The 24,291-nt window shown below is 49.5% G+C and carries 18 protein-coding genes; 2 read left to right on the forward strand and 16 right to left on the reverse strand.

What is annotated here, in order from left to right; translation table 11 throughout:
* Nucleotides 1-32: 32 nt before the first annotated feature.
* From J3P35_RS11015 to J3P35_RS11075, 13 genes are all read right to left on the reverse strand, one after another.
* Entirely contained in the window at nt 33-1,046 is a 1,014-nt protein-coding gene (locus J3P35_RS11015) for a zinc-binding alcohol dehydrogenase family protein (protein WP_210464657.1), read from the reverse strand.
* A gap of 262 nt (nt 1,047-1,308) precedes the next feature.
* Nucleotides 1,309-1,890 carry a hypothetical protein gene (locus J3P35_RS11020; protein ID WP_210464658.1) on the reverse strand — a complete coding sequence of 194 codons (582 nt, stop codon included), beginning with the start codon at nt 1,888-1,890 and terminating at the stop codon, nt 1,309-1,311.
* Between the two features lie 51 nt (nt 1,891-1,941).
* Nucleotides 1,942-2,310 carry an SRPBCC family protein gene (locus tag J3P35_RS11025; protein ID WP_246850165.1) on the reverse strand — a complete coding sequence of 123 codons (369 nt, stop codon included), beginning with the start codon at nt 2,308-2,310 and terminating at the stop codon, nt 1,942-1,944.
* A gap of 245 nt (nt 2,311-2,555) precedes the next feature.
* Nucleotides 2,556-3,323, reverse strand: a complete 768-nt coding sequence (locus J3P35_RS11030) for a hypothetical protein (RefSeq protein ID WP_210464659.1) — start codon at nt 3,321-3,323, stop codon at nt 2,556-2,558.
* A gap of 89 nt (nt 3,324-3,412) precedes the next feature.
* Nucleotides 3,413-4,672 (reverse strand): GTP pyrophosphokinase, encoded by a 1,260-nt coding sequence (locus J3P35_RS11035; RefSeq protein WP_210464660.1) that lies wholly within the window; start codon nt 4,670-4,672, stop codon nt 3,413-3,415.
* Between the two features lie 97 nt (nt 4,673-4,769).
* Nucleotides 4,770-5,573, reverse strand: a complete 804-nt coding sequence (locus J3P35_RS11040) for a DUF6615 family protein (protein WP_210464661.1) — start codon at nt 5,571-5,573, stop codon at nt 4,770-4,772.
* Nucleotides 5,574-5,691: 118 nt separating this feature from the next.
* Complete coding sequence (locus J3P35_RS11045; protein WP_210464662.1) at nt 5,692-6,375, reverse strand: hypothetical protein; 684 nt, start codon at nt 6,373-6,375, stop codon at nt 5,692-5,694.
* A 205-nt stretch (nt 6,376-6,580) separates the two neighbouring features.
* Nucleotides 6,581-9,523 (reverse strand): FAD-binding and (Fe-S)-binding domain-containing protein, encoded by a 2,943-nt coding sequence (locus tag J3P35_RS11050; RefSeq protein ID WP_210464663.1) that lies wholly within the window; start codon nt 9,521-9,523, stop codon nt 6,581-6,583.
* Nucleotides 9,524-9,815: 292 nt separating this feature from the next.
* Nucleotides 9,816-10,310: an SRPBCC family protein gene (locus tag J3P35_RS11055; RefSeq protein ID WP_210464664.1), complete on the reverse strand. Its 495-nt coding sequence runs from the start codon at nt 10,308-10,310 to the stop codon at nt 9,816-9,818.
* Between the two features lie 120 nt (nt 10,311-10,430).
* Nucleotides 10,431-13,301, reverse strand: coding sequence for an outer membrane beta-barrel protein (locus J3P35_RS11060; protein WP_210464665.1), 2,871 nt, complete (start codon nt 13,299-13,301; stop codon nt 10,431-10,433).
* 205 nt (nt 13,302-13,506) lie between these two features.
* The gene (locus J3P35_RS11065; RefSeq protein WP_210464666.1) at nt 13,507-13,758 is read right to left on the reverse strand and encodes a hypothetical protein; all 252 of its coding nucleotides are present in this window, start codon (nt 13,756-13,758) and stop codon (nt 13,507-13,509) included.
* A 21-nt stretch (nt 13,759-13,779) separates the two neighbouring features.
* Nucleotides 13,780-14,775: an alpha/beta fold hydrolase gene (locus tag J3P35_RS11070; RefSeq protein ID WP_210464667.1), complete on the reverse strand. Its 996-nt coding sequence runs from the start codon at nt 14,773-14,775 to the stop codon at nt 13,780-13,782.
* Between the two features lie 120 nt (nt 14,776-14,895).
* Nucleotides 14,896-16,224, reverse strand: coding sequence for a PQQ-dependent sugar dehydrogenase (locus J3P35_RS11075; protein WP_210464668.1), 1,329 nt, complete (start codon nt 16,222-16,224; stop codon nt 14,896-14,898).
* 265 nt (nt 16,225-16,489) lie between these two features.
* Here J3P35_RS11075 and J3P35_RS11080 point away from each other — a divergent pair, with 265 nt between their 5' ends.
* Both J3P35_RS11080 and J3P35_RS11085 read left to right on the forward strand, forming a co-directional pair.
* Nucleotides 16,490-17,221: a GLPGLI family protein gene (locus tag J3P35_RS11080; protein WP_210464669.1), complete on the forward strand. Its 732-nt coding sequence runs from the start codon at nt 16,490-16,492 to the stop codon at nt 17,219-17,221.
* A gap of 32 nt (nt 17,222-17,253) precedes the next feature.
* Nucleotides 17,254-20,022 (forward strand): TonB-dependent receptor, encoded by a 2,769-nt coding sequence (locus tag J3P35_RS11085; protein WP_210464670.1) that lies wholly within the window; start codon nt 17,254-17,256, stop codon nt 20,020-20,022.
* A 246-nt stretch (nt 20,023-20,268) separates the two neighbouring features.
* Here J3P35_RS11085 and J3P35_RS11090 read toward each other — a convergent pair whose 3' ends face one another.
* From J3P35_RS11090 to J3P35_RS11100, 3 genes are all read right to left on the reverse strand, one after another.
* Nucleotides 20,269-21,027, reverse strand: a complete 759-nt coding sequence (locus J3P35_RS11090; RefSeq protein WP_210464671.1) for a DUF1835 domain-containing protein — start codon at nt 21,025-21,027, stop codon at nt 20,269-20,271.
* Between the two features lie 101 nt (nt 21,028-21,128).
* Nucleotides 21,129-22,010 carry a phytanoyl-CoA dioxygenase family protein gene (locus tag J3P35_RS11095; protein ID WP_210464672.1) on the reverse strand — a complete coding sequence of 294 codons (882 nt, stop codon included), beginning with the start codon at nt 22,008-22,010 and terminating at the stop codon, nt 21,129-21,131.
* A 276-nt stretch (nt 22,011-22,286) separates the two neighbouring features.
* On the reverse strand, nt 22,287-23,954 hold the full coding sequence (locus J3P35_RS11100; protein WP_210464673.1) for a family 16 glycosylhydrolase: 1,668 nt from the start codon (nt 23,952-23,954) through the stop codon (nt 22,287-22,289).
* Nucleotides 23,955-24,291 lie beyond the last annotated feature (337 nt).

Consider the following 24,291-nt stretch of genomic DNA (forward strand, 5'->3'; position numbering starts at 1 on the left):
TAGCCAGAAGAATTACTATGCGGATTTGTCTTTTAGATTTTAACTACCACTTTTCCAATGGCTTTGCCGCTTTCTAATAAATTGTGCGCTTCTTTCAGGTTTTCGGCGGTCAAGCCTTGCATGGTGGTATTAAGAGTTGGTTGTAAGATGCCCTCATCCAGTAGTTGAGCAATTTTGTTTAGGATGTGATGCTGCTCTACCATGTCTTCTGTCTGGTACAAAGAACGGGTAAACATAAGCTCCCAATAAAAGCTCACACTCTTTCTTTTTAGCTGCTGTAATCTTACAGGTTCTGTCGGGTCGCTGATGGAACCTACCTTTCCCAGCGGTTTGATGAGTTCTACTATGGCTTCCCAATATTGATTCAGGTCTACAAAGTCTACAATAAAGTCTACCTGTTCAAAGCCGATGTTTTTTACCTCACTCACCAGGTTGCTGTGGTTGACAACATGATCTGCGCCCATTTTTTTGCACCAATCAATAGTAACGTCTCTTGAAGCGGTGGCAATAACGGTTAACCCCAATAGCTTTTTAACCAGTTGGATGGCAACGGAACCCACACCTCCGGCACCGCCAATAATAAGCAGGGTTTTGCCTGCATCTTTCTCTTTGCTCAGTTGAAAATGATCAAAGAACAGTTCATAAGCCGTAAGGGAAGTAAGCGGCATGGCAGCAGCTTGTTCCATGCTGATGTTTTTCGGGGCGAACCCTACAATGCGTTCATCTACTAACTGATATTCCTGGTTAGAGCCTTCCCTTGTAAGGTCTCCTGCATAAAATACCCGGTCACCTTTCTGGAAGAGGGTCACCTCCTCGCCGGTAGCTTCTACGGTACCTATCGCATCCCAACCAATGACCTTAGGCGTATCCTGTTGCTTGTCTTTGAGGCTGTTTCTTCTTATTTTATAATCTACAGGGTTGACCGATATGGCTTCCACCTTTACCAGAATGTCTTTTCCTTGCGCAGTTGGTATTTCTTTTTCAAACTGGATAAAGCTTTCTGCTTCCTCAATGGGTAATGAAGTTTTAAAGCCGATTGCTTTCATAATGTATGTTACTTTGGTTTTAGATAGTAGTTCTAGAACCTGTTACCGATAAATTCCTGCGGAGTTGTCAAGAATTCTTCATTCTCCTATATTTTTTAGTTCTAACCTTTGGGAAGGAGACGGCTAACGTGGGAGGGGTATTGCCGGTGTGCTGATGAACCGTGTTGCAAAAAGCTTGCTGCCTTTTACGGATAATTACCAATTTTTCTAAGAAGGAGAGTGGACCCTGAGCATAGTAGCAATACAGTGTTGCGCGTTCGTTTTATTTTCCAATAAGAACATTGTATTCGGTTGGGACTTCCACTCCTCTAAAACGGTTGGTCAAGCCATAGAACAGAAAGGCTGTCAGGATAATACCGAAGCCCAATATCGCTTTTGCCTGCCTTTGTGGTGTCCAGCCAAAAACAGCCTGTTTCATTTTCTTGCTGTGAATCGCTGCCATATGCCCGAAAAAGGAGATGGTGGCAAGCGCGTAATAGGGAATAAAGAACAGGTTGAATGGGAAAGTATTCAATCCTGCCACGCCATAATAAAAGTTGGTGTCTAGGTGCAAAACAGTACGTCCCGCTAATACAGAGCCTACATGAATGATAAAAAAAGCCGCCAAGTAAAGTCCTGTCCAACGGTGCAGTTTATCAATTTTGCTGACAGCTGCCTTCCGGTTTTTCTTGAAGAGCTTAATGCCCGACATTATTTGTAAAAGCACGGCCATCAGCAGGATTGCCTCCACAAGAATGTCGCGGTATACAAGGCGCAAGCTCTTCATGACCTCTATATGCTGGTCAGCTCCTGCAATACTGTAGAGGTGGTTGAATAAATGAAGCCCGGTAAAAATAGCTAACATGAGGCCAGATAGATAGTGAAGTCTTGTAGTAGTCAATTTTGATGGTGGGGTTTATAGCATAAAATGTTGCACAACGGTTAGGCTAAACGGCACCTCCTGCCACTTGCCGCTTTCCGCCACTTCTTTGATCACCCGGTTTCGCTCTAAAAGCAGGTGCGTCATGTACTGTCTTAGAAACAGGTAATCTGCCAGTTTGCCCAGCATACCCAAGGGCGAGGTATAGTGGAACACAACTGTCATGCGCGTAGCCTCTCCGGCTAAAGCCTCAAACCTGTGTTCATGCCGGAAGCTTTTAAAAGCACCGGTGAGCATTTCATCTGCAAAGAAATAAGGCCGCTCAAATGCAGTAATGTAGCTGCTCAACTTTAGACGTACCCCCAGGTGTTTTGCTTCCCATGTGACAGAATCACCTAACTCCATCAAGCCTGCTATTACTCCTTATTTGGCTTTCTCTTCTGTTTGCTCGGTAGAGACCTGATGCAAGTCAACACTTCTAGCCAAGTCAAAGCAAACAGCTAAAGGAGCTTTGATGGAATTATTGAGAGTGATTGTTGGCATTAAATTAAACAGGCATGCATAAAAGGATAATGATTAGTTCCACCAACGTTTTTTCTATGCGCAGTGTACCAAAGGGCATTCCGTATAGGTTTTGCTGTATGCAGCTTTTATTCTAATCTTTCATAATTTATTTTCAGGTCGAAATCATAATGGCTATCCTCAGCAACTATTTTGAAGTATGAACAACCATATTTCACTTCAGAAACATAGAGTTCCTTATCATGTCTTGATATCTTTAAAATTATTCCTCCCTTTTCATGAGAAAGATTAAAGTGTAAATCAAATTCTTGATCTAAATAGTTGTCAAGTAAATCAATAGTCCTTTTGCCGTTTTTGCAGGCTTCTAATCTCAAATTATTCTCCTCATACGACTTATAAATTTTAGTAGCCTCAGTTACTTGTTCATCTTTTTTCAAGGATGAGTAATCATGGCTAAAAAGAATATTTAAACTCCAATCCTTTGTGTCATTTTGAGGTTTTATCTTGAAGTTGTTAAAGGATCTCTGACTGGATATTACACCTGTTGACCTTTTACCCTGATTAGTGAAGTTGTACTCATATTGATGGTGATACTCTCGAATAGCAAATGCAGTTTTAATAATAAATCCGATTAACTTTAATATTATTCTCCTATTTATCAGTAAGATTACAGCTATTAAGGAAGCTGTCAAATAATGCCAATTAGTTATGACTCTCTCTTGATCTAGTTTAATGAGAATTCTGTTCCATGATTCAGTAAAAGAAATCGACAGATTAATCTTCTGATAAAAGAGGTAGACAGAAGTTCCCAAAGCAAGTAGAATTATCCATATAAGATTTGATATTATCTTACTTCCAACGGGGTCTTTCCAAATACCTTGAAATGTTTTTTTCATTTGTATAATTATATACAAGGTCTCTGCTAAACGACGGGTGAGGCCTTCACCGAAAACTGACTTTTGAGTTTTGTTAGCAATTGTAATTTTTATAAATCCAATAACTCCTTCTGTAGTTCTTTTTGAAGTTGTTTGTTTGGAATCTTACTAACTATTTTCTCTGTTATTCTTTTTAAATCCTGGAAGTTTTCCTTTAAATCTTTATCTGTAGGAGTATTTATGCCGTGCAGTAAATTGTTCCTTATTTGTCGAAGATACCTAAGTTGATTAGAATCTTCGGATGTTAATATATTCTTACTTTGCAGAAAAGTAAAGTCAGGAACAAGATGCAGTTTCCTTTTTATTTCATCAGAAGGGTAAAATTCTCTAACAGCTTTTTCTAATATTACCCAGCATTTTACAAAAGATTCAAAATTTGAGGCTTTTCTTTCAGAAATGTGGAGGTTTTTAAAATATGTTTTTAGATTAAGATTCTCAGTCGTGTAAAATTCAGAAAGCAACATGCTTAATAACTGGTCAGTAACTGATTCCTCCAAATTTATATTTATTTTATTGATGTAGTTGTAAAAGTCTTCTGTATTAACTTTTTTAATAGAATCTAAATAATTATTAAGTAAATAAGTATCACCGAGTTTAATTTTATTTAAATAGTTTTTGTCAATGTTGTTAAGTATAAAGTTTGTAAGTTCATACTTGTCTGTAATATCATTACTTTTCTTAATTCTTTCTGCCATAGCAGATTGAAGTCTTTCAAGTGCAATCTCTCCACTTAGAACTAGTCCGTTTATTTCATCTAATATTGCTAGTTCTTCGTTTGATAAATTACCTGAAAATGGTTTATAAACTAGGTCATGTTCAACTTCAGACCAAGCATGCATAAGGACTGAGGCTACTTGAATCTCAGCAAGAGTATCTAAATATCTTTTAGTTAAACTTTCATCCTTTAACTTTATTCTATAATGAGTTGCCCAATATCCGGAAAAGCGTTTGGTGTATTTTGGTGTATGTGCTTCATTAGGGAAATCCTTTTTCTTGTCAATATGAAATAACTCAGTAATTATTTCATTTATTATTTTTCTTTCAGATGGGAAGTATAATGATATCCGAATTCCGGCTAAATCAACAATATCATCATAGATATCTTCTACAGTTTTGTACTTCTTATCTTCGTTTCTCTTTAATAGCTTATCCCTCAACCTATCAGGCCTTTTAGCTCTAAAAGTAACAATTGCTTTTATTCCACGGTTAAATAATTGGTCTTCTATTTTTGTAGCAATTATTTGTGATAAATTTTGGTAGTAGTCAAATTCTTTGTTGTATTGCTTGATGAAATTTTCAATTACCGTCATTTATAGGAAATTTAGTTTGTTATTGCCAACGTACTGGGCTAAACGGCGTGCGAAGCTGTCGGCCAAGACTGAAGTTTAGGTGTTGTTAGCACATGTTTTATTCTTTTTCAAGAAAAACCAAAACGCCAGCTAAGCTTCGGTCTGTGGTTATGATATTATCATTATTCTCATTATCTATTATTGACAAAACATATTGTGGTGGTGTATCTGTAGAAAAGTCTTCAGGAATTTTAGTATCAAGCTCTAATGCTGCTTCATTATCTAACTCAAATTGTGCTCTTGCAAAAGCTTGGATATTTGTCACAAAATCGCTTTTACCATAGCCACTACAACATACTAAGCAATGCCAAGGACTTATTTTATTTTGTAAATCAATTAAATGCTTACTGTTTGTTGGCCTAAGCTTTTTAACAGTAAATGCACTTGTCAAGGAACATCCAAAGAAATCTTTTAGATGAGAAAAGGTTCTACAACTCCATTTATTTAGATACTGAGGGTCATCCGTTTGTATATATAAGCAATATATAGGAAACAAGGGTTGAGGTGCAGATAATGCCTTAGTGATTAATTTGTCACATTGATATTTACCTTTCTTTGGACTTCTATAATGCAAGTGCTCAAATTCATCAGAATCTATATTGATAACTTTTGCTTGAACTCTGAAACCAATCCATTTATTGGTTAAACCTTTAAACCACCATTCCCAATCTGCACCATTCTTTCCTTCTGCATTTTTTGTGAAGACTTTTGTAAATACCTGATTATTATGTCTTGCTTTAAGAGCGAGTACATTCAAGTCAGTAAGTGTTTCTTCTTTAAGTTGAAAATGAACTCTTCGTCCTTGTTGAATCTTGTCCCATGTATCAAGTGCTAATCTTTTATAGGTATTACAAAGTGTCATTTTAATTTATTTAAATATGTACTAACGGTCTCGTGTAAACAACGTGCAAGGCCATCGGCCGTGGCATGATGTTTACACAATGTTGGCAGTAGGCATTTTTATAATTAGCCTAACCAATTTATTTGTTGTGAAAAAAATTAATGTCTAGATTTTCATACTCGATATATTCTTGAAAATTGTTTTCCTCAAATATGTTATTTATTTCGATGCTGTTTAAAGCACCCTTTTCTAACAAGGCCTCAGTTAACACATGATGCAAATATTGAACCTTTGAATGATTCTGAAACAAACTGATTAAATCCATTAATTTGTATTTTATAAAGGAATATTCATTTGTATTGAAATAACCAGCTAAATATGATAAATATCTTTCTGCGATTTCGAAGTCCCCTCCACAACCTGAAGTGTCAAGAAATTGATTGATTTGTTGAGAATTGGCCACTTTTAACAATAGAAAATCGTCCTGTTTTATTACTTCAATGTTCTGACCAATAATCCCAGCCATTGCAATAGCAAAAATTTCATTCACCCTTTGTAGGTTAGTTTCATTTTCACCATTGAAGTTAGGTGAGATATGTAGAGCACCATTCATCCTTTCATCAGGTAAGCCTTCTCGGACTATAGCCAAACTATTAACAGTCCAATATTCTTTAAAAAGATACCAAACAATGCCATGTGCTGCTTCATGCTGTGCGGTCTTTATTTGGTCTAAGGTCGGAGCATTATTTGCATCAGGCGGGGCAATTGTATTGACATTATTAGGATGCTTAAATATTTTTTGTAAAAGTTTTATTAGGTTCATAGAATTATTTTTTGCTTGCTGCCAACTACTGGATAAAAGGAGTGAATTCCTGTTATTGGTTCTATATGCGGAGGTAAACTTCCGGTTATCAGACCAACTGTAGGGGATAACCGGAATTACACTGCCGAATATACTATATATAGACAATTCAATAAAAAACACTTTTCGGGCTGTTTTCACCAAAACAGCCCGAAATCAGTATTATCTATCTCAACGCCTCATACAACACCTCAATTGGGTGTTTCGCGTCTCTGCCGGTGCCGTCGTGGATTTGGTGACGGCAACTGGTGCCGGGGGCGGCGATGATGACGTCATTTGCCGCAGCCCGCACGGTAGGGAAGAGCACCAGTTCGCCTACTTTCATAGAGACCTCGTAATGCTCAGCTTCATACCCGAAAGAGCCGGCCATGCCGCAGCAACCCGAGGGAATGACTTCCACCTTGTAGTTGGCTGGTAAACTCAGCATCTGCTGGGTGTACAGCACGCTGGAAAGCGCCTTCTGGTGGCAGTGGCCGTGCAGTTTAATCAGGCGGGCCTCGGTTTTGAAGAGGTTCCGGTCAATGTTTTTGTTCAGGATTTCGCGGGCAATGAATTCGTCAAACTGCAGGCAGTGGATGGACATGTGTCTGGCGGCTTCCAGTTGGTCTTCGTCTACCAGGTCCAGGTACTCGTCGCGGAAGGAGAGGATGCAGCTGGGCTCAATGCCAATGAGTGGGGTATCCGCCGAGACCAGTTGGTGCAGCATGGCCACGTTCTTCTGGGCCAGTTTCTTGGCCTCGCGCACCAATCCCTTAGACAGGTAGGTGCGGCCGCTTTCCTCATGCTCGGGCAACACTACCTCATAGCCCAGTTTCTCCAGCAGCAGCACCGCTTTGATACCAATGGGCGTGTCGTTGTAATTTGTGAACTCGTCGCAGAACAGGTACACCTTCTTTTTGGGCGCGGCGCATTCCTTCACTTTCTCGGCCTGATGCTTTTTAAACCAGCTGCGCAGCGTGGTTTTGTGCAGGAGCGGGAGGGAGCGTTTGGGCGCGAAGCCCACAGCCTTTTTGAAGGCGTTTGCGGTAAAAGAATTCTTAAACAGCAGGTTGTAAGCCCCCGGCAACAGCGAGGCCAGCTTGTTCGCGTTGTTGAAGTTGCTGATCAGGCGCGTGCGGAACGGAATGCCGTTGGCGTCATAGTAGTGCTGCAGGAACTCGGCCTTGAGCTTGGCCACGTCTACGTTAGACGGGCACTCAGACTTACAGCCTTTGCAGGAGAGGCACAAATCCATGGCCTCTTTGATTTCTTCGTGGTCAAAGCGGTTTTCTTTGTTGGAGCGGGTCAGGAACTCGCGCACAGTGTTGGCCCGGCCGCGGGTGGTGTCGCGCTCGTTTCGGGTCACCATGTAGCTGGGGCACATGGTACCGCCGGTGAGGTGCGTTTTGCGACAGTCGCCGGAGCCGTTGCAAAGCTCGGCCGCCCGCAGCACGCCGCCCGCGTCTTTGAACTTGAACACGGTGTCAAACTCGGGTGTTTCCTGGCCCGGCTCGTAGCGCAGGAAGGTGTTCATGGAAGGCGTGTTCACAATCTTGCCCGGGTTGAAGATGTTGCCCGGGTCCCACACGCGTTTCACTTCCTCCAGCAGTTTGTAGTTCTCTTCACCGATCATGAACGGGATGAACTCGCCGCGCAACCGGCCGTCGCCGTGCTCACCGCTCAGAGAGCCGCGGTACTTCTTCACCAGCGTGGCAATCTCCGTAGCGATGGAGCGGAACAGCTGGTTGCCTTCCTCGGTCTTCAGGTTGATGATGGGGCGCAGGTGCAGCTCCCCGGTACCGGCGTGGGCATAGTGCACGCAATAAAGGTCATACTGCTCCAGAATGAGGTTGAACTCCCGGATGAACTCGGGCAAATCGTTCACATCCACGGCCGTGTCTTCAATCACTGCCACCGGTTTGGCATCGCCGGGAATGTTAGACAGCAGCCCGAGGCCCGCTTTGCGCAGGTTCCAGACTTTCTTCGTATCGGCGCCGGTTACCAGCGGGTAGTGGTAGCCCAGGTTGTTTTGCTGCAGGTCCTGCACGAGCGCCTGTGCCCGGGCTTCAATGTTGGCTACAGAATGATCGGTGAGTTCCACCACCAGGATGGCCCCGGGATCGCCCTGCACAAAGAAGCGGTTCTGGCTCTGCTCAATGTTGGTTTTGGTACACTCCAGCACGTAATGGTCCATCAGCTCGCTGGCGCTGGGGTTGTGCAGCAAGGCCACCAGGTTCGCCCTTAAACACTCATCCACGCTCTCGCAGTGCACGCACAGCAGGCCAATCTCGTTGGGCGGAAGTTGGTTCACGTGCAGCTTGATCTCCGTGAGGAACGCCAGTGTGCCCTCAGAACCGGCAATGAGCTTGCAGAAGTTGAAGCGCTCCTCGGTCTCGGTAAACGGCTCGGTTTCCAGGAGCAGGTCGATGGCGTAGCCGGTATTGCGGCGCTGGATGCTGGGTTTGGGAAACTCGGCGCGGATGTTATCCTGCGTCTGCGGATGGCTCAGCATGGCTTTGGTAGCCTGGTAAATGCGCGTCTCCAGATCACCCGAGGTATTCTCGCCCCGGCATTTCGCCTCAAATTCCTCCCGCGTCAACACCCCGAATTCAGCCTCGGTGCCATCGCTCAGAATGGCTTTCACGCTGATGAGGTGCTCACGGGCGCTGCCGTACACAATGGAGTTGGAGCCGCAGGAGTTGTTTCCCACCATGCCGCCAATCATGGCGCGGTTGGCCGTTGACGTCTCCGGACCGTAGAAAAGGCCGTGCCCCTTCAGGAACATGTTCAGCTCATCCCTAATCACCCCGGGCTGCACGCGCACCCAGTTCTCCTGGGGGTTTACCTCCAGAATTTGCGTAAACGTGCGCGAAACATCCACCACAATGCCGCTGCCCACCACCTGACCAGCCAGCGAGGTACCAGCCGTGCGCGGAATCAACGACGTGCCTTCCAGTTTAGCGAACAAGATGAGGGTTTTGATATCCTGGATGGAGGCCGGGAAAGCTACCGCCAAAGGTTTCTCGCGGTACGCCGAGGCATCGGTGGCGTACAGCGTCCGGATGGTGTTGTCGTAATGGAGTTCGCCTTCTAATTTATGGGCAAGGTGAAGTAATTTCTCTGGGCTCATGTACTTGGGGCGGTTCCCAGACCTCCGCTGTGGCGGGGCCGGTAAACCGGATAAATATGCTTCTTTTGCTCTTTTACTCCTGAAAACGGCCTACGTTTATCTCAAAACCTGAGAAGGCAGATGGATATTGCGCTGTCAGAAAGGAGAAGCTCTAATGTAAGGCAGGATGGGGGAAAGTCAAAAAGAGAATTACGGCCTGCTACTATTTCAAAGGGGAAAATGGCAGGCCGTTTTTAGGCCGATTTCTTCTAAACAAGCCTTAAACAGCCTGATTGCTTTTCAACGGTAACCTCTATTCGATAACCTTTTCCCGTTGCAGGATTTCTTTCCATTGGTTTGATTCGGCTACTTCCTTGATCACCTGGTTGCGTTTCAGGAGTAGGCGCGTCATGTACTTTTTCAGAAACAGGGCATCGGCTAATTTCCCCAGGAAACCCAGGGGTGAGGTGTAGTCGAAGGTGTCTGTCATGCGGGTTTCTTCCGCGGTGAGGGCTTCAAAGCGGTGCTCGTGCCAGATGCGTTTAAAGGCTCCTTTTACCATTTCATCTACAAACCGGTGCGGCCTTTCCAGTACCGTGATGCTGCTCGTGAGTTTCTGCCGGACGCCAAAGTGGGTGGCTTCCCAGGTGACGGTCTCGTGCAGGTCAATCAACCCAGACACCACACCGGCCACTGCTATTTCATCAGTCTGCTGGGTAGAAAGGGTGTGCAGGTCAATGCTCCGAGAGAGGTCAAAGCAGCGATCAATGGGTGCCTGGATGTTGGTTTGCAGCCAGATGATGGGCATGGCAATGGGGTTAGGGTAGGGCGCTAAGATAAGGCTTGAAAACAAAAAAGCCGTTTCGGGCTGTTCTTCTAAAACAGGCCCAGAAACGGCTTTCTGCAAATTGGGGGATATACTACAAAATTAAAATCCTCTTCCGCCACCTGGGTACCCACCACCCGGACGGTTCATGTCATTATTAGGACGAGCGCCGCTACCACCAAACATGCGCAGGTTGTAGTTGAAGCTCAGCATAAAGTAGCGCTGCAATACGGTAGTCTGCACGTCTTCAATGTAAGCGTTGGCAATGTTCCGCTGGATGCTGGTGTTCTCACCCAGAATGTCAAACGCTGACAACCGGATCTCGGCCTGGCGGTCTTTCAGGAATTTATAGCCTATGCTGCCGTTCCAAAGCATGAACGTAGGGTCAATTCCTTCAGACAGACCGCCGTTGTACTGGTGGTTCAGCTCAGAAGTCAGGGTCAGGCCTTTCCACAGAATCCAGTTCAGTCTGAATTGGCTGCTCTGGTTGTAGTAGTTGTTGTTCTGCTCCTTGCGCAGAGAATAAGTGGCCTCGTTATAGGTAGCGTTGGTGGAGATCAGGAAGTCAAAGTTCTCGCTGATGTTTGAGCTGATGACCACGCCACCGCCCACGTTGGCCGTGGTGGTGTTGTTTTCAGCGTCGTCAATAAGACCAGGGGTCTGGTTGTAGGTGGCGTTCAGGTTCAGGTTCAGGTTAGACTTGATGAAAGGCAGGGGCAGACCATACGTCAGGAAGGAACGCAAAGAGTACTGGCCGTCTAGGTTCACTGGTCTGTTGAGCTGCTGGTTTCCTCTCAGGGTATCGCCGGGAGAAACAATCACTTCGCCTCTTCTGGCGGTAATGGTCTGTCTGCCTATATAGTTCTGGGCCGTTGAGCCACCCAGCACAAAGAAGAAAGAAGAAGACCGGCCCGGGTTGGCAGACGAGTACCGCATGTTGAAGTTATGGTTGAAACTCTGGCCCAGGCCCGGGGTACCCATGCTCCAGATCAGGGAGTTTGACTTGTCAATGGCGCTCTGCAACTGCTCTACGCCTGGGGTTTGGGAACGGCCGTTGTAGAAGAGTCTGATGTTACGGTCCTGGTTGAAATTGTAACGCACCATGGCAAACGGCAACACATTGTGGTAGTTGTACTCGGGGTTGATAGGAGTAGGGTACAACTGGTCGGTTTGCATGTTCAGGAACTGGTAGCGGGCGTTCAGCATCACCTGGAAATCACGGGTGTTGTAGCGCCAGCCGGTGCCAAACTCCTGGGTCATGGTTCTGTTCTCCACCGTACTGGACTGGCTGGCCAGCAAATTGTCATACACTTCGCTGTTCTCGGCGCGCTCATAGGTGCGCTTGTCGCCGTCTGAGTTGCTGTAGTTGGTGGTATAGGTCAGCTGCAATTGCGTGTTTTTGGTAAGCGGCTCGGTGTAGTTCAGGTTGGCGCCCAGGTTCAGGCCTTTGTTGTCCAGCACCGAGATCTGGTCTTGGATCTGGATATCCTCATCGGTCACTGTTTCTGAGTACAGCTGGCTGTTACCTTTGTTCTGGTTGTAGCCCGTGGTCACGTCCAGGCTGATGGTACGGCCTCTTTTAGGGAAGCTGTGGCGATACAGGATGTTGTTGTTGAAGTTCATCCCGTCCAGGTCAGACCCGAAGTTGTTCAGCAGGCTGGTGAAAGGAGATCCGGCCAGGGTAGCGCCCCGGTCAAAGCTGGTGCCGGTGTTGCTCTGGAAGCTCAGTCTCGGGCGGATGATGATGGAGTTGGCTGAGTCAATGTTGTAGGTCAACCGCAGGTTGGCGCGGTGGTTCACGTTCTTAGTGTCTGAGTTGCCGTTCTGGCCATAGGTGCTTTCCTCTGAGCCGTCAATGCCGTACTGGCGGAAAAGGGAGTAGTTGGCTCCGGTATTGGAGTGGTTGAAGAAGTAGCTGCCCTGCACGTCTACTTTCTTGCCCCATTTATCAAGGTAGTTCAACCCGATGGCGTTGGTACGGGCAATCCCGTTATTGGAGTTCACCAGGAAATCGCCGGTATTGTTACCGCCGCCCCAGCCTCCGCCGCCTGGTCCGCCGCCACCGCCACGGGGACCACCGCCGCCGCCACGGTTTCCACCGCCCCGGCTAGAGGCACTGGCTACGCCCACCAGGTCTTCTGAAGAGAAGTTCTGCTCGTTCACGTTGTTGCTCAGACCTACAATGGAGATGCGGCGGTCGCCCTCAAACTGGTTGATGTTCCCGCTGATTCTGTAACGGCCATCGGTACCCGCCCCAGCGCTGATGCGCCCGAAACGGCCGGTTCTGAACTCAGGCTTGGTCACGATGTTGATCGTTTTCTGCTCGTTTCCGTCATTGAAGCCGGTAAACTGCGCCTGGTCGCTCTGGCGGTCAAACACCTGTATTTTGGAGATCACCTCGGCGGGCAGGTTTTTCAGCACCGCGCTGGGGTCTTCCCCGAAGAATTCTTTGCCATCTACCAGCACGCGCTGCACCCGCTCGCCCTGGGCCTGCACCTGTCCGTTCTGGATGGTGATACCCGGCATCTTCTGGATGAGGTTCTCGGCGTTGGCATCGCGGTTTACCTTAAAAGCCGCGGAGTTCATCTCGGCGGTATCTTGTTTCTGGATCACGGTAGCGGCCCGACCTACTACCTCTACCTCTCGTAGCGTAGTGGCGCCAGAGGTGAGGGTAAGCGTGCCTAGTTGGATGGGAGCACCCGTGGCGGTAACGGAACGGTATAAAGTCCCGAAGCCTAGGTAAGAGATCTTCAGCACGAAACGCCCGTTCTGGACACCGGCAATTTCAAAGCGACCTTCCACATCGGTAGCGGCGCCCTTGTAGACGGAGGAGTCCTGCGCGTTCAGAAGCGCCACCGTAGCACCGATAAGCGGAGAGCCGCCGCCCACGGCCTGTCCTCTCACGGAGGTAGTCTGGCTGTACCCTAGATAAGAGATTAAAAGAAATAAAAAGAGTAAAGGTATTTTTCTCATTGCCTCATAGTTTCGATTTAGACCATTACCAGAGGACTTGGTTTAATACAGGCGAAAAAAAACTGTTTAAAGGCTGTTTTCTCAAAATCAGCCTTTAAACAGTGAAGGGTGGTTCTTTACCTCAGAGGCCAGTTTGCCGGTGGTTTGCCCTTAGGCAGCTGCCATTACTGCAAGGTGGCTGTCCGCTACTTTTTAAGATTCCCTTTTACTTGCTCAATCCTTTGCTGCTGATAAACTCCTCAAATAGCCGTTGTTCTTCCTGTTCTTGGGGGGTAAGGTCCTTCATGGTCAAATCACTCATGCCCAGGGGAGAGTAAAAGGTCCACTTCAAGGTAGGGCGGTGTTTTAGGAACAAGTGGGTTTCGGCGAATTCATCGTGGTGGTACAGGCCCAGCCATAACCTGGCGGCAAGGCCTAAAAGGATGAAAGTAAGTACCGGAATTATTCTCCTTATCATGGGAAGCAATGGGCCAGGGGGTTATCCCTTCAAAAAGGCCAGCAGCGGCTGGAGGAAACGGTTGTAAGCTTCAATGTGCGGCAGGTGCCCCACGTTGTCCAGTTCCACCAGTTTGGCATTAGGGATCTTTTTGGCGGTTTCTTTGCCCAAGGCCGGGTAGTTGCCCAGTTTCTCGCGGGCGGCGGCCGGCGCGTTGGCTTTGCCTAGGGCGGTACGGTCGCGTTGCCCGATGATGAGGAGGGTAGGCATCTTGAGCTGGTCAAACTCATAAACCACCGGCTGCGTGAAGATCATGTCATAGGTGAGGGCGGCGTTCCAGGCTACTTTGGGGTAATCGGGTCCGGTGGTCCAGCCGGCCAGCAGGTTCACCCATTTGTCGTACTCTGGTTTCCATTGGCCGCCGTAGTAGTTATCCAGCTGGTATTTCCTGATGCTTTCCTGCGTCTGCTTCAGCTCGCCGGCATACCATTTCTCCACGCTCTGGTAAGGCACCCAGCGCTTCCAGTCCTCCAACCCGATGGGGTTTTCCAGCACCAGTTTTTCGGCTGTTTCCGGGAACATGAGCGCAAAACGGGTGGCCAGCATGCCGCCCATGGAGTGGCCCATCACGGTAACCTTCTGCACCCTTAAAGTATCCAGCAAACCCTTGGTGTTCTGCGCCAGCATCTGGAAGGAGTACTGGATGTTCTGCGGCTTAGACGATTTCCCAAACCCGATCTGGTCTGGAATGATCACGCGGTACCCGTTCTTGGACAGGTCACGGGCAGTTTGCTCCCAATAGGCGCCATTGAAATTCTTGCCGTGGAGCAACAGCACCGTCTTTCCGTTGGCTTTCTGCGGTTTCACATCCATGTAAGCCATCTTAAAAGCCTGCTGCTGCACTTTCACGGGGTGGAAAGCCACAGGAAACGGATATGGGTAATTGGTGAGTTCAGCATCCAGGGGTTGCACCTGGGCGTGTGCGGCAAAGGCACTGGAGAGGAAAAAGGCAATAAATAGTTTTCTGAGGGATTTCATGTTCAATCTGTTGGCTAAATGCAGGGAAAACGCAAAACAGTTTAGAACATTGTTTTACGAAATGAGGGCCTAAACGCCCACGGCTCCCTGGAAGAAAAATAGAATGTCAACCGTTCTTGGTTATTTGGTCGCCACCCGCCAGATGGTATTGCTGGAGTCATCAGCGACCAGCAGGGAGCCATCCGGAAGTAGGGCTAGGCCCACTGGGCGGCCATATACCTCGCTTTTCGCGGAATCAGCGATGAAACCGGTGAGGAAATCTTCGGGCGGGCCGCTGGGTTTTCCGTTCTGGAACGGGACAAAAACCACTTTATACCCCACCAGGTCTGAGCGGTTCCAGGAACCGTGCTGGGCCACAAACGCGCCGCCCCGGTATTTGCCAGGGAAGGCAGATTTCTTGTAAAACGCCAAGCCTAATGAGGCGGTGTGCGCGCCCAGTTGAACCTCAGGCACCAGGGTTTTCTTCACCAGATCGGGGCGCTGGCCTTTCATGCGGGGATCTTCGTTCTGCCCGAAGTAAGCGTAAGGCCACCCGTAAAAGCCGCCTTCTTTCACGCTGGTGAGGTAATCGGGGACCAGTTCATCGCCTAGCTCATCGCGCTCGTTCACGGCAGCCCACAGGGTGTTGGAGCCCGGCGCCCAGTCAATGCCCACCGGGTTACGGAGGCCGCTGGCGTACACCCGCTCCCCAGACCCGTCCGGGTTTATCTCCAGGATGCTGGCGCGCCTTACCTCGTTTTCCATGCCGTTCTCACCGTTATTGGAGCCAGACCCTACCGCGATGTAGATTTTGGAGCCATTGGGGTGCGCTAAAAGGTTGCGGGTCCAGTGGTTGTTATAGCCACCGGCGGGCAGTTCCAGGATCTTCTCGCCTTTGCCGGTGATCTTAGTTTGGCCGGGTTGATAAGGGAAACGCCAAAGGGCATCGGTGTTGGCCACATAAAAGTAATTGTTGAGCACCAGCATCCCGAAGGGCTGGTTCTGCCTTTGCAGGAAGGTGTACCGCTCCTCCGGCACCCCGTCCTGGTTCACATCCCGGAAAAGGGTAATCCGGTTCGCACTTTTGCCCATGTTCTGGGACATGGCCTGCCCGGTTACCTTGGCGACAACTTTCTCGGCGCCTTTTTTCTCCGTCTCGGCTTCAGACACAAAGATGTCGCCGTTAGGGCCCACGTAGATCCAGCGCGGATTGCGCAGGCCATCGGCGAATTTGGTTACCCTAAAGGCCGCGGGCGCCACCGGCGTTTTATCAGCGGGCCAGCCAATCACCTTGCTGTAGTTCTTCACCGATTCGGTGGCATAGGGTTGGGGCAGGGGCTCTCCCGCAGTGGTTGGAGCTGTTTGCGCCTGGGCGGCGTCACTGGCTTTTTCTTCTTTGGATGGGGAATTGCAGGCGAATAGGAGGCTTCCTAAGAGGAGGCAAGCTGCCGGAATCCGTATTATTTTCATGTTAAGAAGGGGATTGGTACGTATTTATTACAAGTATATACGCAGACGAGGAGAGAAGTTGAACGCTGGTTTTTCTGGTGAATATCAAGCTTTGTTTTGGGGGCGTTTTTGGGAAAGTAGCTTCAAATCACCTGGTGCCATGTTATGCGCAAATGACAGGTAGGGCTGGCGGGGCATCTTTAACAATACTTTAACTTTTCATTAGGCAGGCCTTAACACACTGGTATATAGCACTCTACTATCTTTGCCAAAAAACAACCTACCTATGAAAACCCTGAAATTTACCCTCAGTCTGCTGACTTTTCTGTGCACTTTTTCCCTGGCCTTTGGGCAGGAAGGGGTGATTGTGTACGAAGTGAAAATGGACATGCACCGTATGCTCAGCAAAGAGCGGGAAGCTATGAAAAGTATGATTCCCGAATACAACGTGAACAAGCAGGCCCTGTACTTCAACCCCGAGGCTTCTTTGTACAAGCGCCTGGTAGATGAAGAAGAGGAGGCCACCGCTGGCTCAGGCGGGGTGATGTTCAGGGAACGGAATGCCTTCTGGGAGCTGTACCTCAAACCAACCGAGTCTAAAAGGGTTTCACTTCGCGATTTCAATGGCAAAAAGTACCTGGTCCAGGACAGCCTGACCATGCTGCCCTGGAAATTTGGCGAAGGAACCAAAACCGTAGCCGGCTACCCCTGTAAACAAGCCTCTTATTTTGACGAGAAACGGAAACACATCGTAGTGGCCTGGTACACCGACAAACTGCGGCCTTTCCTGGGACCAGATTCCTACGCCTCACTGCCGGGTGCCGTGCTGGAGATTGACGTGAACAACGGTGAGCGCGTGGTGAAAGCCCTACAGGTAGATCTGCGGCCGCTCAAAAAAGGCGAACTGGTGGAGCCCACCAAAGGAGAAAGGATCTCTGAGAAACAATTCCAGGCGCTGATGAATGAGCAGATGGAACGCATGCGCCAGAACGGCGGCAATATGATCATCCGGAACTAAGCATCCGCTAAGCCAACCCAGTCTTATTCTGTATGAAAGAACTTTTACTTTTTGCCTTCCTTTTGGTAGGCCAGGTAGCCTTTGCCCAAAAGATTTCTATCAAAGGGAAAGTCCTGGACGAGAAAGACAGCCCATTGCCTTCTACCACGGTCCTGCTTTTGCAGCCCAAAGATTCCACCCTTGTTTCCTTTACCTCCACCGATGCCCAGGGCGCTTTTGAGTTTAAAAACGTGAACAAAGGCACTTACCTGCTTAAAATCTCCTTCGTGAGTTACAAGCCTTTCTACCAGACTATTGAGACCCCGGAAGCCGCAGGACTACTGGAGGTGGGTACCATTAAACTGAAGCCAGCTACCAATGAACTGGGAGAGGTGCTGGTAAAAGGCGAGCAGGACCCGGTGACCATCAAGAAAGACACCCTGGAGTTTAACGCCGGCTCTTTCAAGACGCAACCAAACGCGGCCGTGGAAGACCTCCTGAAAAAACTGCCCGGAGTGCAGGTGGAGACCGATGGTTCTGTCTCGGTGCAGGGCGAGAAAGTGAAACGTGTGACGGTAGACGGGAAAGAGTTCTTCGGGAACGACCCTAAGATCGCCACCAAGAACCTGCCCGCCGACGCGGTGAACAAGGTGCAGGTCTACGACAAGAAATCTGACCAATCTGAGTTCTCTGGCATTGACGACGGGCAGCGCACCAAAACCATCAATTTAGAACTGAAGGAAGACCGCAAGAACAGCATGTTTGGGAATGCTATGGCGGGCGTAGGCACCAGGGGCCGTTTCCAGAGCAAGTTCAACCTGAACCGGTTCCAGAAAGGAAAGCAGTTCTCGGTGCTGGGTATGGGCAACAACGTGAACACCCAAGGTTTCGGGATTGACGAGTACCTGGCTTTCTCGGGCGGCATGCAGCAAATGGTTTCTGGCGGGCGGTTCAGGATTGAGATTGGCGGCAACTCCGGGATTCCGCTGAACAACGGCGGCCGCACGAACGGCCTGATGCGCACCTACGGCGGCGGACTCAACTTTGCACAACCCTTGGGCAAGAACACCGAGGTGAACGGCAATTACTTCTTCAACCACCTGAACCATGCCGTACGCAGTACCATTGACCGGGACGAGGTGCGCCCCACTGGTCCGCTGGAGTACACCCAGACCGGAAGCCAGGAAAACACCCACACAAACCATCGTCTGAACCTGGCCATTGACCATAAAATAGATTCAGCCAACTCAGTCAAATTCACCACCTCTTTGGGCATGAACCAGACAAAGGCATTTGGCAACTCCCTGAGCGAGACCAGAACCGGGGAAGGGCAGTTCCAGAACCGCAGCGACAGCAGAAGCAACGCCAGCGGCGAGGGCCAGAACCTGGACGCAAGCCTGCTGCTGCGTCACAAATTCCCCAAGAAAGGCCGCACGCTTTCGCTCACCACCCAAGCCAGGCTGAACAACGCTGACAACGAGAATCGTCTCACCGGCGTGAACGAGTACGCCAGCCAGCCCCGGCAGGAAATAAACCAGTTCCGGGTGAATGAAACCAATACCTACAGCTACAGCGGTAATTTGAACGCCACCGAACCGCTGGGTAACCGCCGCTACCTGGAAGCCTCTTACCTTTTCAACCAGAGCCACAACGAGTCTGACCAGCAGGTGTATGACCTGCAGGAAGGCCAGCGGGTCCTGAACCAAAGCCAGAGCAATCTCTATAACAGCGATTACCGGTATCACCGGGCGGCGGTCAATTTCCGCATCAACCGCGATGCCTTCAGCTTTGCAATCGGGCCCGGGTTCCAGCGCTCAGAGTTGTTTGGCTACGTGCGCCTGAAAGAGAACATGCCGGTGCGCAAGACTTTCACCAACGTGCTGCCCACCGCCCGCTTCAACTATGAGTTCAGCAACAACCGCCGGGTGGAAGTAGATTATGAAACGTCTATCCAGGAGCCCAGCGTACGCCAGCTGCAACCGTTGCCAGACAGCAGCAACCTTCTGAACGTGTACGTGGGAAACCCTGGGCTTCGTCCGGCCTATCAGCACCAGCTGCGGGTTAATTTCAGTATGTTCAACCCTACGTCCATGATCAGCTTCTTCGCCTTCGGGCTCCTGGACTACACCACTGATGCCATCACCAACTCGGTGCGGTATGACCAGAACCTGGTGCGCACCACGCAGCCTGTGAACGTGAAATACAGCCGCATGTCTAACCTGAACCTGAGCCTGGGGTATCCGCTGCGCAAGCTGAAAAGCCGCCTCAACGCGGGGGTGAGCGTACAGGAGCAGCAGGGCCTTAACCTCATTGACGAAATACCCACCACCGTGGACAACCGCACCTTCTCGGGCAACCTGCGCTACGAGTACCGTCTGGACCAGAAGTTTGACCTGAGCCTGCGCGCCGACCTGAGCCTTCAAACCACCGATTACAGCTCTGGGGGCAGCCAGGACCAGCGCTTTGTGAACCAGACCTACACCGGCGAGACCAACGTGTACCTACCTAAGCAGTTCCACCTGAATTCCACCCTGGAGTACCTGGTGTACCACAACCCGCAACTGGGTTTCCGGCAGAATATCCCACTGCTCAACGCTTCTGTAGCCAAGCAGTTTCTCAAGAACAACAGCGGCGAACTGCGCCTCACAGCCGTGAATCTGTTGGACCAGAACCTGGGCATCTCCCAGACCACCGGCCCCAACTACGTGCAGACCGAGACTTTGAATTCCCTGGGCCGCTACTTCATGCTACAGTTCACCTACAGCCTCAACAAGCACATGAACCCAATGGCCGGCCGCGGCGGCATCCGGATTATGCGATAGTTATGCATACTTCAAATCGTTAAAAGCAAATCGCCCGGCAGGTTATCTACCGGGGGATTTTTTTAAGGCCTTGCTAAAGGGAAGCCAGCGCCCTTTTATCCTTACGGATGACGTCGTTACGGTGTAACGACGCTACATTCTCCTGTAGCGACGTTATAATGTAACGTCGTTATAATCCTTTCAGACAGCAATTCTGTTTCTACTTACTAAACAGGTCCAGAATTTAACTTGATGGTTAAACCTGATTCAGCCCGCTTGCACCACTTTATCATAAATCCTTTTCACCTGCGAATCTCCGAAGCCGTAAATGCCCTCTTTTTCTGAAAACGCCCGGAAAACGGAGGGGAAGTCTGAGTCTGAACTTCTGATGATTTCCTTAATTGTTCGCTCCGGTCTGGGCTCTTCTCCGCTTTTTGGAAAACGGTCTAAATGGGCCTGGCATACTTCCCGCAGGTAGGGAAAAGCAGGGGAGGACTTAGAGGAAAGTTTTTCAAGCTTTTCTAAATCATTCTCTTTGAAAGCGGTCCATAGTTCCTTGCCTAAGGTGAGGTCTTCCTCTTTCAAGTTTATCCGGTGCTCAAAGCAAAAAAGCAAGTTCTCCAAGGTGGCCCCTCCGAAGTCCTGCCATACTTCCTGTTTCTTCAGATGGGCCGGGTAGACGACATTGACCTCTTTTATTCCGGGCAAATCATGAAGCAAAGACAAAATGAACCATAGGTTGGCCCGGCAGAAAAGGTCATAGCCAAACCACAGGTTGAATTCTGAGTTTTCTGGGGAGGAGAGCAAGCGGTTCATTTCCGCTACTACGGCGGTGGCGTATTCCTCCTCAGTAGCCTGGTAAGCAGCGCTGAGGTAGCGCGCCCGGGTCTTGAAAAACTCCGGCAAGGTGTCGCCGGATAGGTCACCTTCCACCAGGCATTCCCGAGTCACTATCATCTGCCCGCTTAAACCCGTGGCTTTAAACCGGTCGGTTAGCGCATCGCCATTTAAGATGTGGTAAACCATGTTTTAACTTAACATTTTTAGCCCGGAAGCAAAAAGGTCATTGCCCTTTGGTGAAAGAACAATGACCTTTTTGAACTAGTTATTTCATGTTTATGATGCGCTTAGGCTTCGCCCATCATGAGCCCTTCAATGGTGTGGGCCTGTACAATGGGTTCTAAGGTATCTACCAACCGGTAGGTGAGGTGCTGGCGGACGCTTTCCGGGAGTTTTTCAAAAAAGGCCCTGGAAACCTGCAGGTCGTGGCGCTCGGCGTTGATGCCACCGGGCGCGTCTACCCCCAGCACCAGCGCCGGACGGGCCTTGTCTGATCCGTTGGCGGTGCCCCGGTGGATGGTGAGCGCTGAACGGGCCGATATGTCGCCCATCTGCGGCATTTTACGCTGGGCCCGGGCCTCGTAGCGCGGGTACAGAGACTTGGGCGGAAACATGCCGTGCTCAAAGCCATCGGGTAAGTCCCACTGGGTGCCGGGCGCAATCTCAAACGGACCCATGTCTTCAAACACATCCACGGTTGTGAGGTTGAATGCCAGGGAATTGAGGCGGCGCCCTATAATGGTATCCTCGGGGGCCGGGAAGTCGCGGTGCCAGGGTTGGTTTACCGCACCGGGGTTAGGCACGTCAAACCCTATCTCCACAATCTTGTAGTCTGGCCCCAGCACGGCCTCGCACACGGTGGTTACCCAAGGGTGCGTGACCAGGTCAATGAAGCCGGTGATATTTTCGGGGTGAATCTCCACGTAGTGCCGCTTGGGACCTCGGCCCACCGCCCCGCCAGGCCTTTGGAGGGCATCTTCGTAGAGCTCCAGAACGTCCTGGTGCAATTGCTGCACCCATTCCCGGCTGAAGGCGCCTTTAAGACCTATGATTCCCTCGCCGTAAAGGCCGCCCATGATCTGGGCTATATCGTAGGCAGGTGTCTTGCTTTCCTGCGTGCTCAAGGTAGCAGTGGTACCCTGGTGATGTTCTTGCCAACTGTTTTCCATATCTCTCCGCTTTTTCCTGCAACTGTTGAAGGCTTATGATAAGTTATTTAGAACGAGCGGGTAGGGGTTTTGTTTCGGGCAAAAAGGTAGGGCCAGTCATCAAAATCCGTCGTGTTCAACCACCAGGAGAAGGGCAAAGCCAAGGCAGGGTACATTCATTTCCAGGCCGATTTTTGGAAAACAGACTTAGAAAGGGCAAAAAAAAGAAGACTCCCATAGGGAGCCTCCTTTTTACCTAATCCTATTTTTTCCTATGATTCTATTTATTACCAGTATTTAATTTTTGATGAATCGCTTATAGGTGATTTTGCCGTTATGCTCCATGGTAAGCATGTAGAGTCCAGCTGGTAAAGCCTGCACGTTGACTTTGTTTCCTTTTACCCTGGTTTTCATCACCTCGCGCCCGGCCAAGTCCATGATCACAAGGGTGCTGCCGTCCAGGTTTTTAGAAGCGGAGAAACGGAGCTCACCGGAGGTAGGATTCGGGTAGAGGCGCACGCTGGCTTTCAGTTCGGCGTCTTCTTTCACCCCCAAGGGGCCGGGGTTGTAATAGATGTTGTCAAAGAATAACTCGGCACCGGCGGGTGGAGGTGTCACGGAGGCCACCATGAACGACTGGTTCACGTTGTTGAGGTTAAAGCCGCTTACCGTCATGAACCTGGACAATGGAATAGAAACCTGGTGCCAGGTGCCGTCGCGCACCAACCCGAATTGATCACCGGTCTCCGGGATGTTCACCCAACTCTCCACCTCGCCGCTCTTTATGCCCACCTTTAGCGTGCCGGTGGCAGTGGTTTTCATATGGAATCTTAGCGAGCCGTTGGCGGCAAACGCCGATAGGTTTTTGGGCTTGTTCGCAATCCCGAAGCCGTACCAACCTTTGCCTCCGGTCTCCTTCACGGCGATGACCTCGGTGCCTTCAAAGGAAACAGGAGCCGGAGCAGTGATTTGGGAGAGCGTTCCTTCCCATAGGTAGAGGTTGGCGTCGTTCGTGTAGCTGAGTTTGGATAAGGTTTGCGTGGTCTCGGTGTAGATACCGTAATTGCCGGCGGCGGAGATGGGTTCCTGGCCGGTGGAGATGTCATCCCCGGCGTTCTGGTACAGTTTGATGTAGTCTACGTACATCTTGGCCGGTAAAGGCGCCGTAATACCTGATGGATTGGTAATGCCGGGGTAATTGCCGCCCACGGCCAGGTTCAATACCAGGAAATGTGGGTTGTGGAATTCCTCCAAATCACTGCCAGCAGCACCGGCGGTATTGAAGGCGAAGAACTCATGGTTGTCCACGTAGATCCGGATGGACTGGCTTGTCCAGACCATTTTGTAGGTGTGGTAATCGTTGTTCAGGTTAGCCGGGGTATCATAGTGGGTGCCGTAATCTGCCTGGCTGTTGTTGTGCTCCCAGTGCACGGCGGCCCCTACGCGCCTATTGGTGAGCCCAGCCTGGATGGCATCCCTGATACCCATCTCCAGGATATCTATCTCCCCTATGGCTGGCCACACGCCACCCACAGTGCCTAAGGTCCAGAGGGCGGGCCAAAGGCCGTTCTGCAGATCGGGGACTTTGATGCGGGCTTCTACGGTGCCGTACTTGAACTGCAACTTACCTTCGGTCTTAAGGCGGGCCGAGGTGAACTGGCGGGTCTGCAAGGCTTCGCGGCGAGCTTCGATGACCAGATTCCCGTTTTCTATGCGCGCGTTTTCCGGACGGTCTGTGTAATACTGCAACTCGGCGTTGCCCCAGCCGCAGAGATTCCGGTTGCAGCCGTCTCCCACCTCAAAAGTCCAGTTATTGGTATTGATGGTAGGTCCGTCAAAGTTCTCTTCCCAGACCACAGTTTGGGCCTGCCCTGAAGAAGACAGGGCCAGTAGCAACCCCAAAGAACCAATCGTTTTCTTTAAGGATTTGCTTTTGAAAAGAAAGGCATAGTAATGGTGGATCATGCAGTAGAAATTTGGAGTGAATGGGGGATAAGGGCACCTTTTATTGCCGTCTTCACTTCCAAAAGTACTCTTCTCCTGATTTTCAGGCTCAAATTGCCCTACTACAATACTACATCAGGGGTAAAGAGACTACTACAACATTTCTACATCAGGGTCTTTCTTGTTTCCAGACCATGCCTTTGGGGTTACCTGAAAGCCATAGTGGACATTTCAGATGGAAGCCCTGTTTCTCAGCAGATGGCTGGACTATTTTCAATAAAGTCTGCTCCCCATCTCCGTTTTTAGCCCATAAACAGAAAACCCCGGCCTTTTCAGACCGGGGTTTCCGCTTTTGGTT

Origin of the sequence: Rufibacter roseolus, assembly GCF_017916365.1 — a bacterium.
Lineage (GTDB): Bacteria > Bacteroidota > Bacteroidia > Cytophagales > Hymenobacteraceae > Nibribacter > Nibribacter roseolus.

What these genes read in the sequence shown, in the direction of transcription:
- J3P35_RS11030 (WP_210464659.1), bottom strand. Translation starts at nt 3,323, where the DNA reads ATGAAAAAAACATTTCAAGGTATTTGGAAAGACCCCGTTGGAAGTAAG.
- J3P35_RS11070 (WP_210464667.1), bottom strand. Translation starts at nt 14,775, where the DNA reads ATGAAATCCCTCAGAAAACTATTTATTGCCTTTTTCCTCTCCAGTGCC.
- J3P35_RS11080 (WP_210464669.1), top strand. Translation starts at nt 16,490, where the DNA reads ATGAAAACCCTGAAATTTACCCTCAGTCTGCTGACTTTTCTGTGCACT.
- J3P35_RS11050 (WP_210464663.1), bottom strand. Translation starts at nt 9,523, where the DNA reads ATGAGCCCAGAGAAATTACTTCACCTTGCCCATAAATTAGAAGGCGAA.
- J3P35_RS11100 (WP_210464673.1), bottom strand. Translation starts at nt 23,954, where the DNA reads ATGATCCACCATTACTATGCCTTTCTTTTCAAAAGCAAATCCTTAAAG.
- J3P35_RS11095 (WP_210464672.1), bottom strand. Translation starts at nt 22,010, where the DNA reads ATGGAAAACAGTTGGCAAGAACATCACCAGGGTACCACTGCTACCTTG.
- J3P35_RS11055 (WP_210464664.1), bottom strand. Translation starts at nt 10,310, where the DNA reads ATGCCCATCATCTGGCTGCAAACCAACATCCAGGCACCCATTGATCGC.
- J3P35_RS11085 (WP_210464670.1), top strand. Translation starts at nt 17,254, where the DNA reads ATGAAAGAACTTTTACTTTTTGCCTTCCTTTTGGTAGGCCAGGTAGCC.
- J3P35_RS11045 (WP_210464662.1), bottom strand. Translation starts at nt 6,375, where the DNA reads ATGAACCTAATAAAACTTTTACAAAAAATATTTAAGCATCCTAATAAT.
- J3P35_RS11040 (WP_210464661.1), bottom strand. Translation starts at nt 5,573, where the DNA reads ATGACACTTTGTAATACCTATAAAAGATTAGCACTTGATACATGGGAC.
- J3P35_RS11025 (WP_246850165.1), bottom strand. Translation starts at nt 2,310, where the DNA reads ATGGAGTTAGGTGATTCTGTCACATGGGAAGCAAAACACCTGGGGGTA.
- J3P35_RS11015 (WP_210464657.1), bottom strand. Translation starts at nt 1,046, where the DNA reads ATGAAAGCAATCGGCTTTAAAACTTCATTACCCATTGAGGAAGCAGAA.
- J3P35_RS11090 (WP_210464671.1), bottom strand. Translation starts at nt 21,027, where the DNA reads ATGGTTTACCACATCTTAAATGGCGATGCGCTAACCGACCGGTTTAAA.
- J3P35_RS11065 (WP_210464666.1), bottom strand. Translation starts at nt 13,758, where the DNA reads ATGATAAGGAGAATAATTCCGGTACTTACTTTCATCCTTTTAGGCCTT.
- J3P35_RS11035 (WP_210464660.1), bottom strand. Translation starts at nt 4,672, where the DNA reads ATGACGGTAATTGAAAATTTCATCAAGCAATACAACAAAGAATTTGAC.
- J3P35_RS11075 (WP_210464668.1), bottom strand. Translation starts at nt 16,224, where the DNA reads ATGAAAATAATACGGATTCCGGCAGCTTGCCTCCTCTTAGGAAGCCTC.
- J3P35_RS11060 (WP_210464665.1), bottom strand. Translation starts at nt 13,301, where the DNA reads ATGAGAAAAATACCTTTACTCTTTTTATTTCTTTTAATCTCTTATCTA.
- J3P35_RS11020 (WP_210464658.1), bottom strand. Translation starts at nt 1,890, where the DNA reads ATGTTAGCTATTTTTACCGGGCTTCATTTATTCAACCACCTCTACAGT.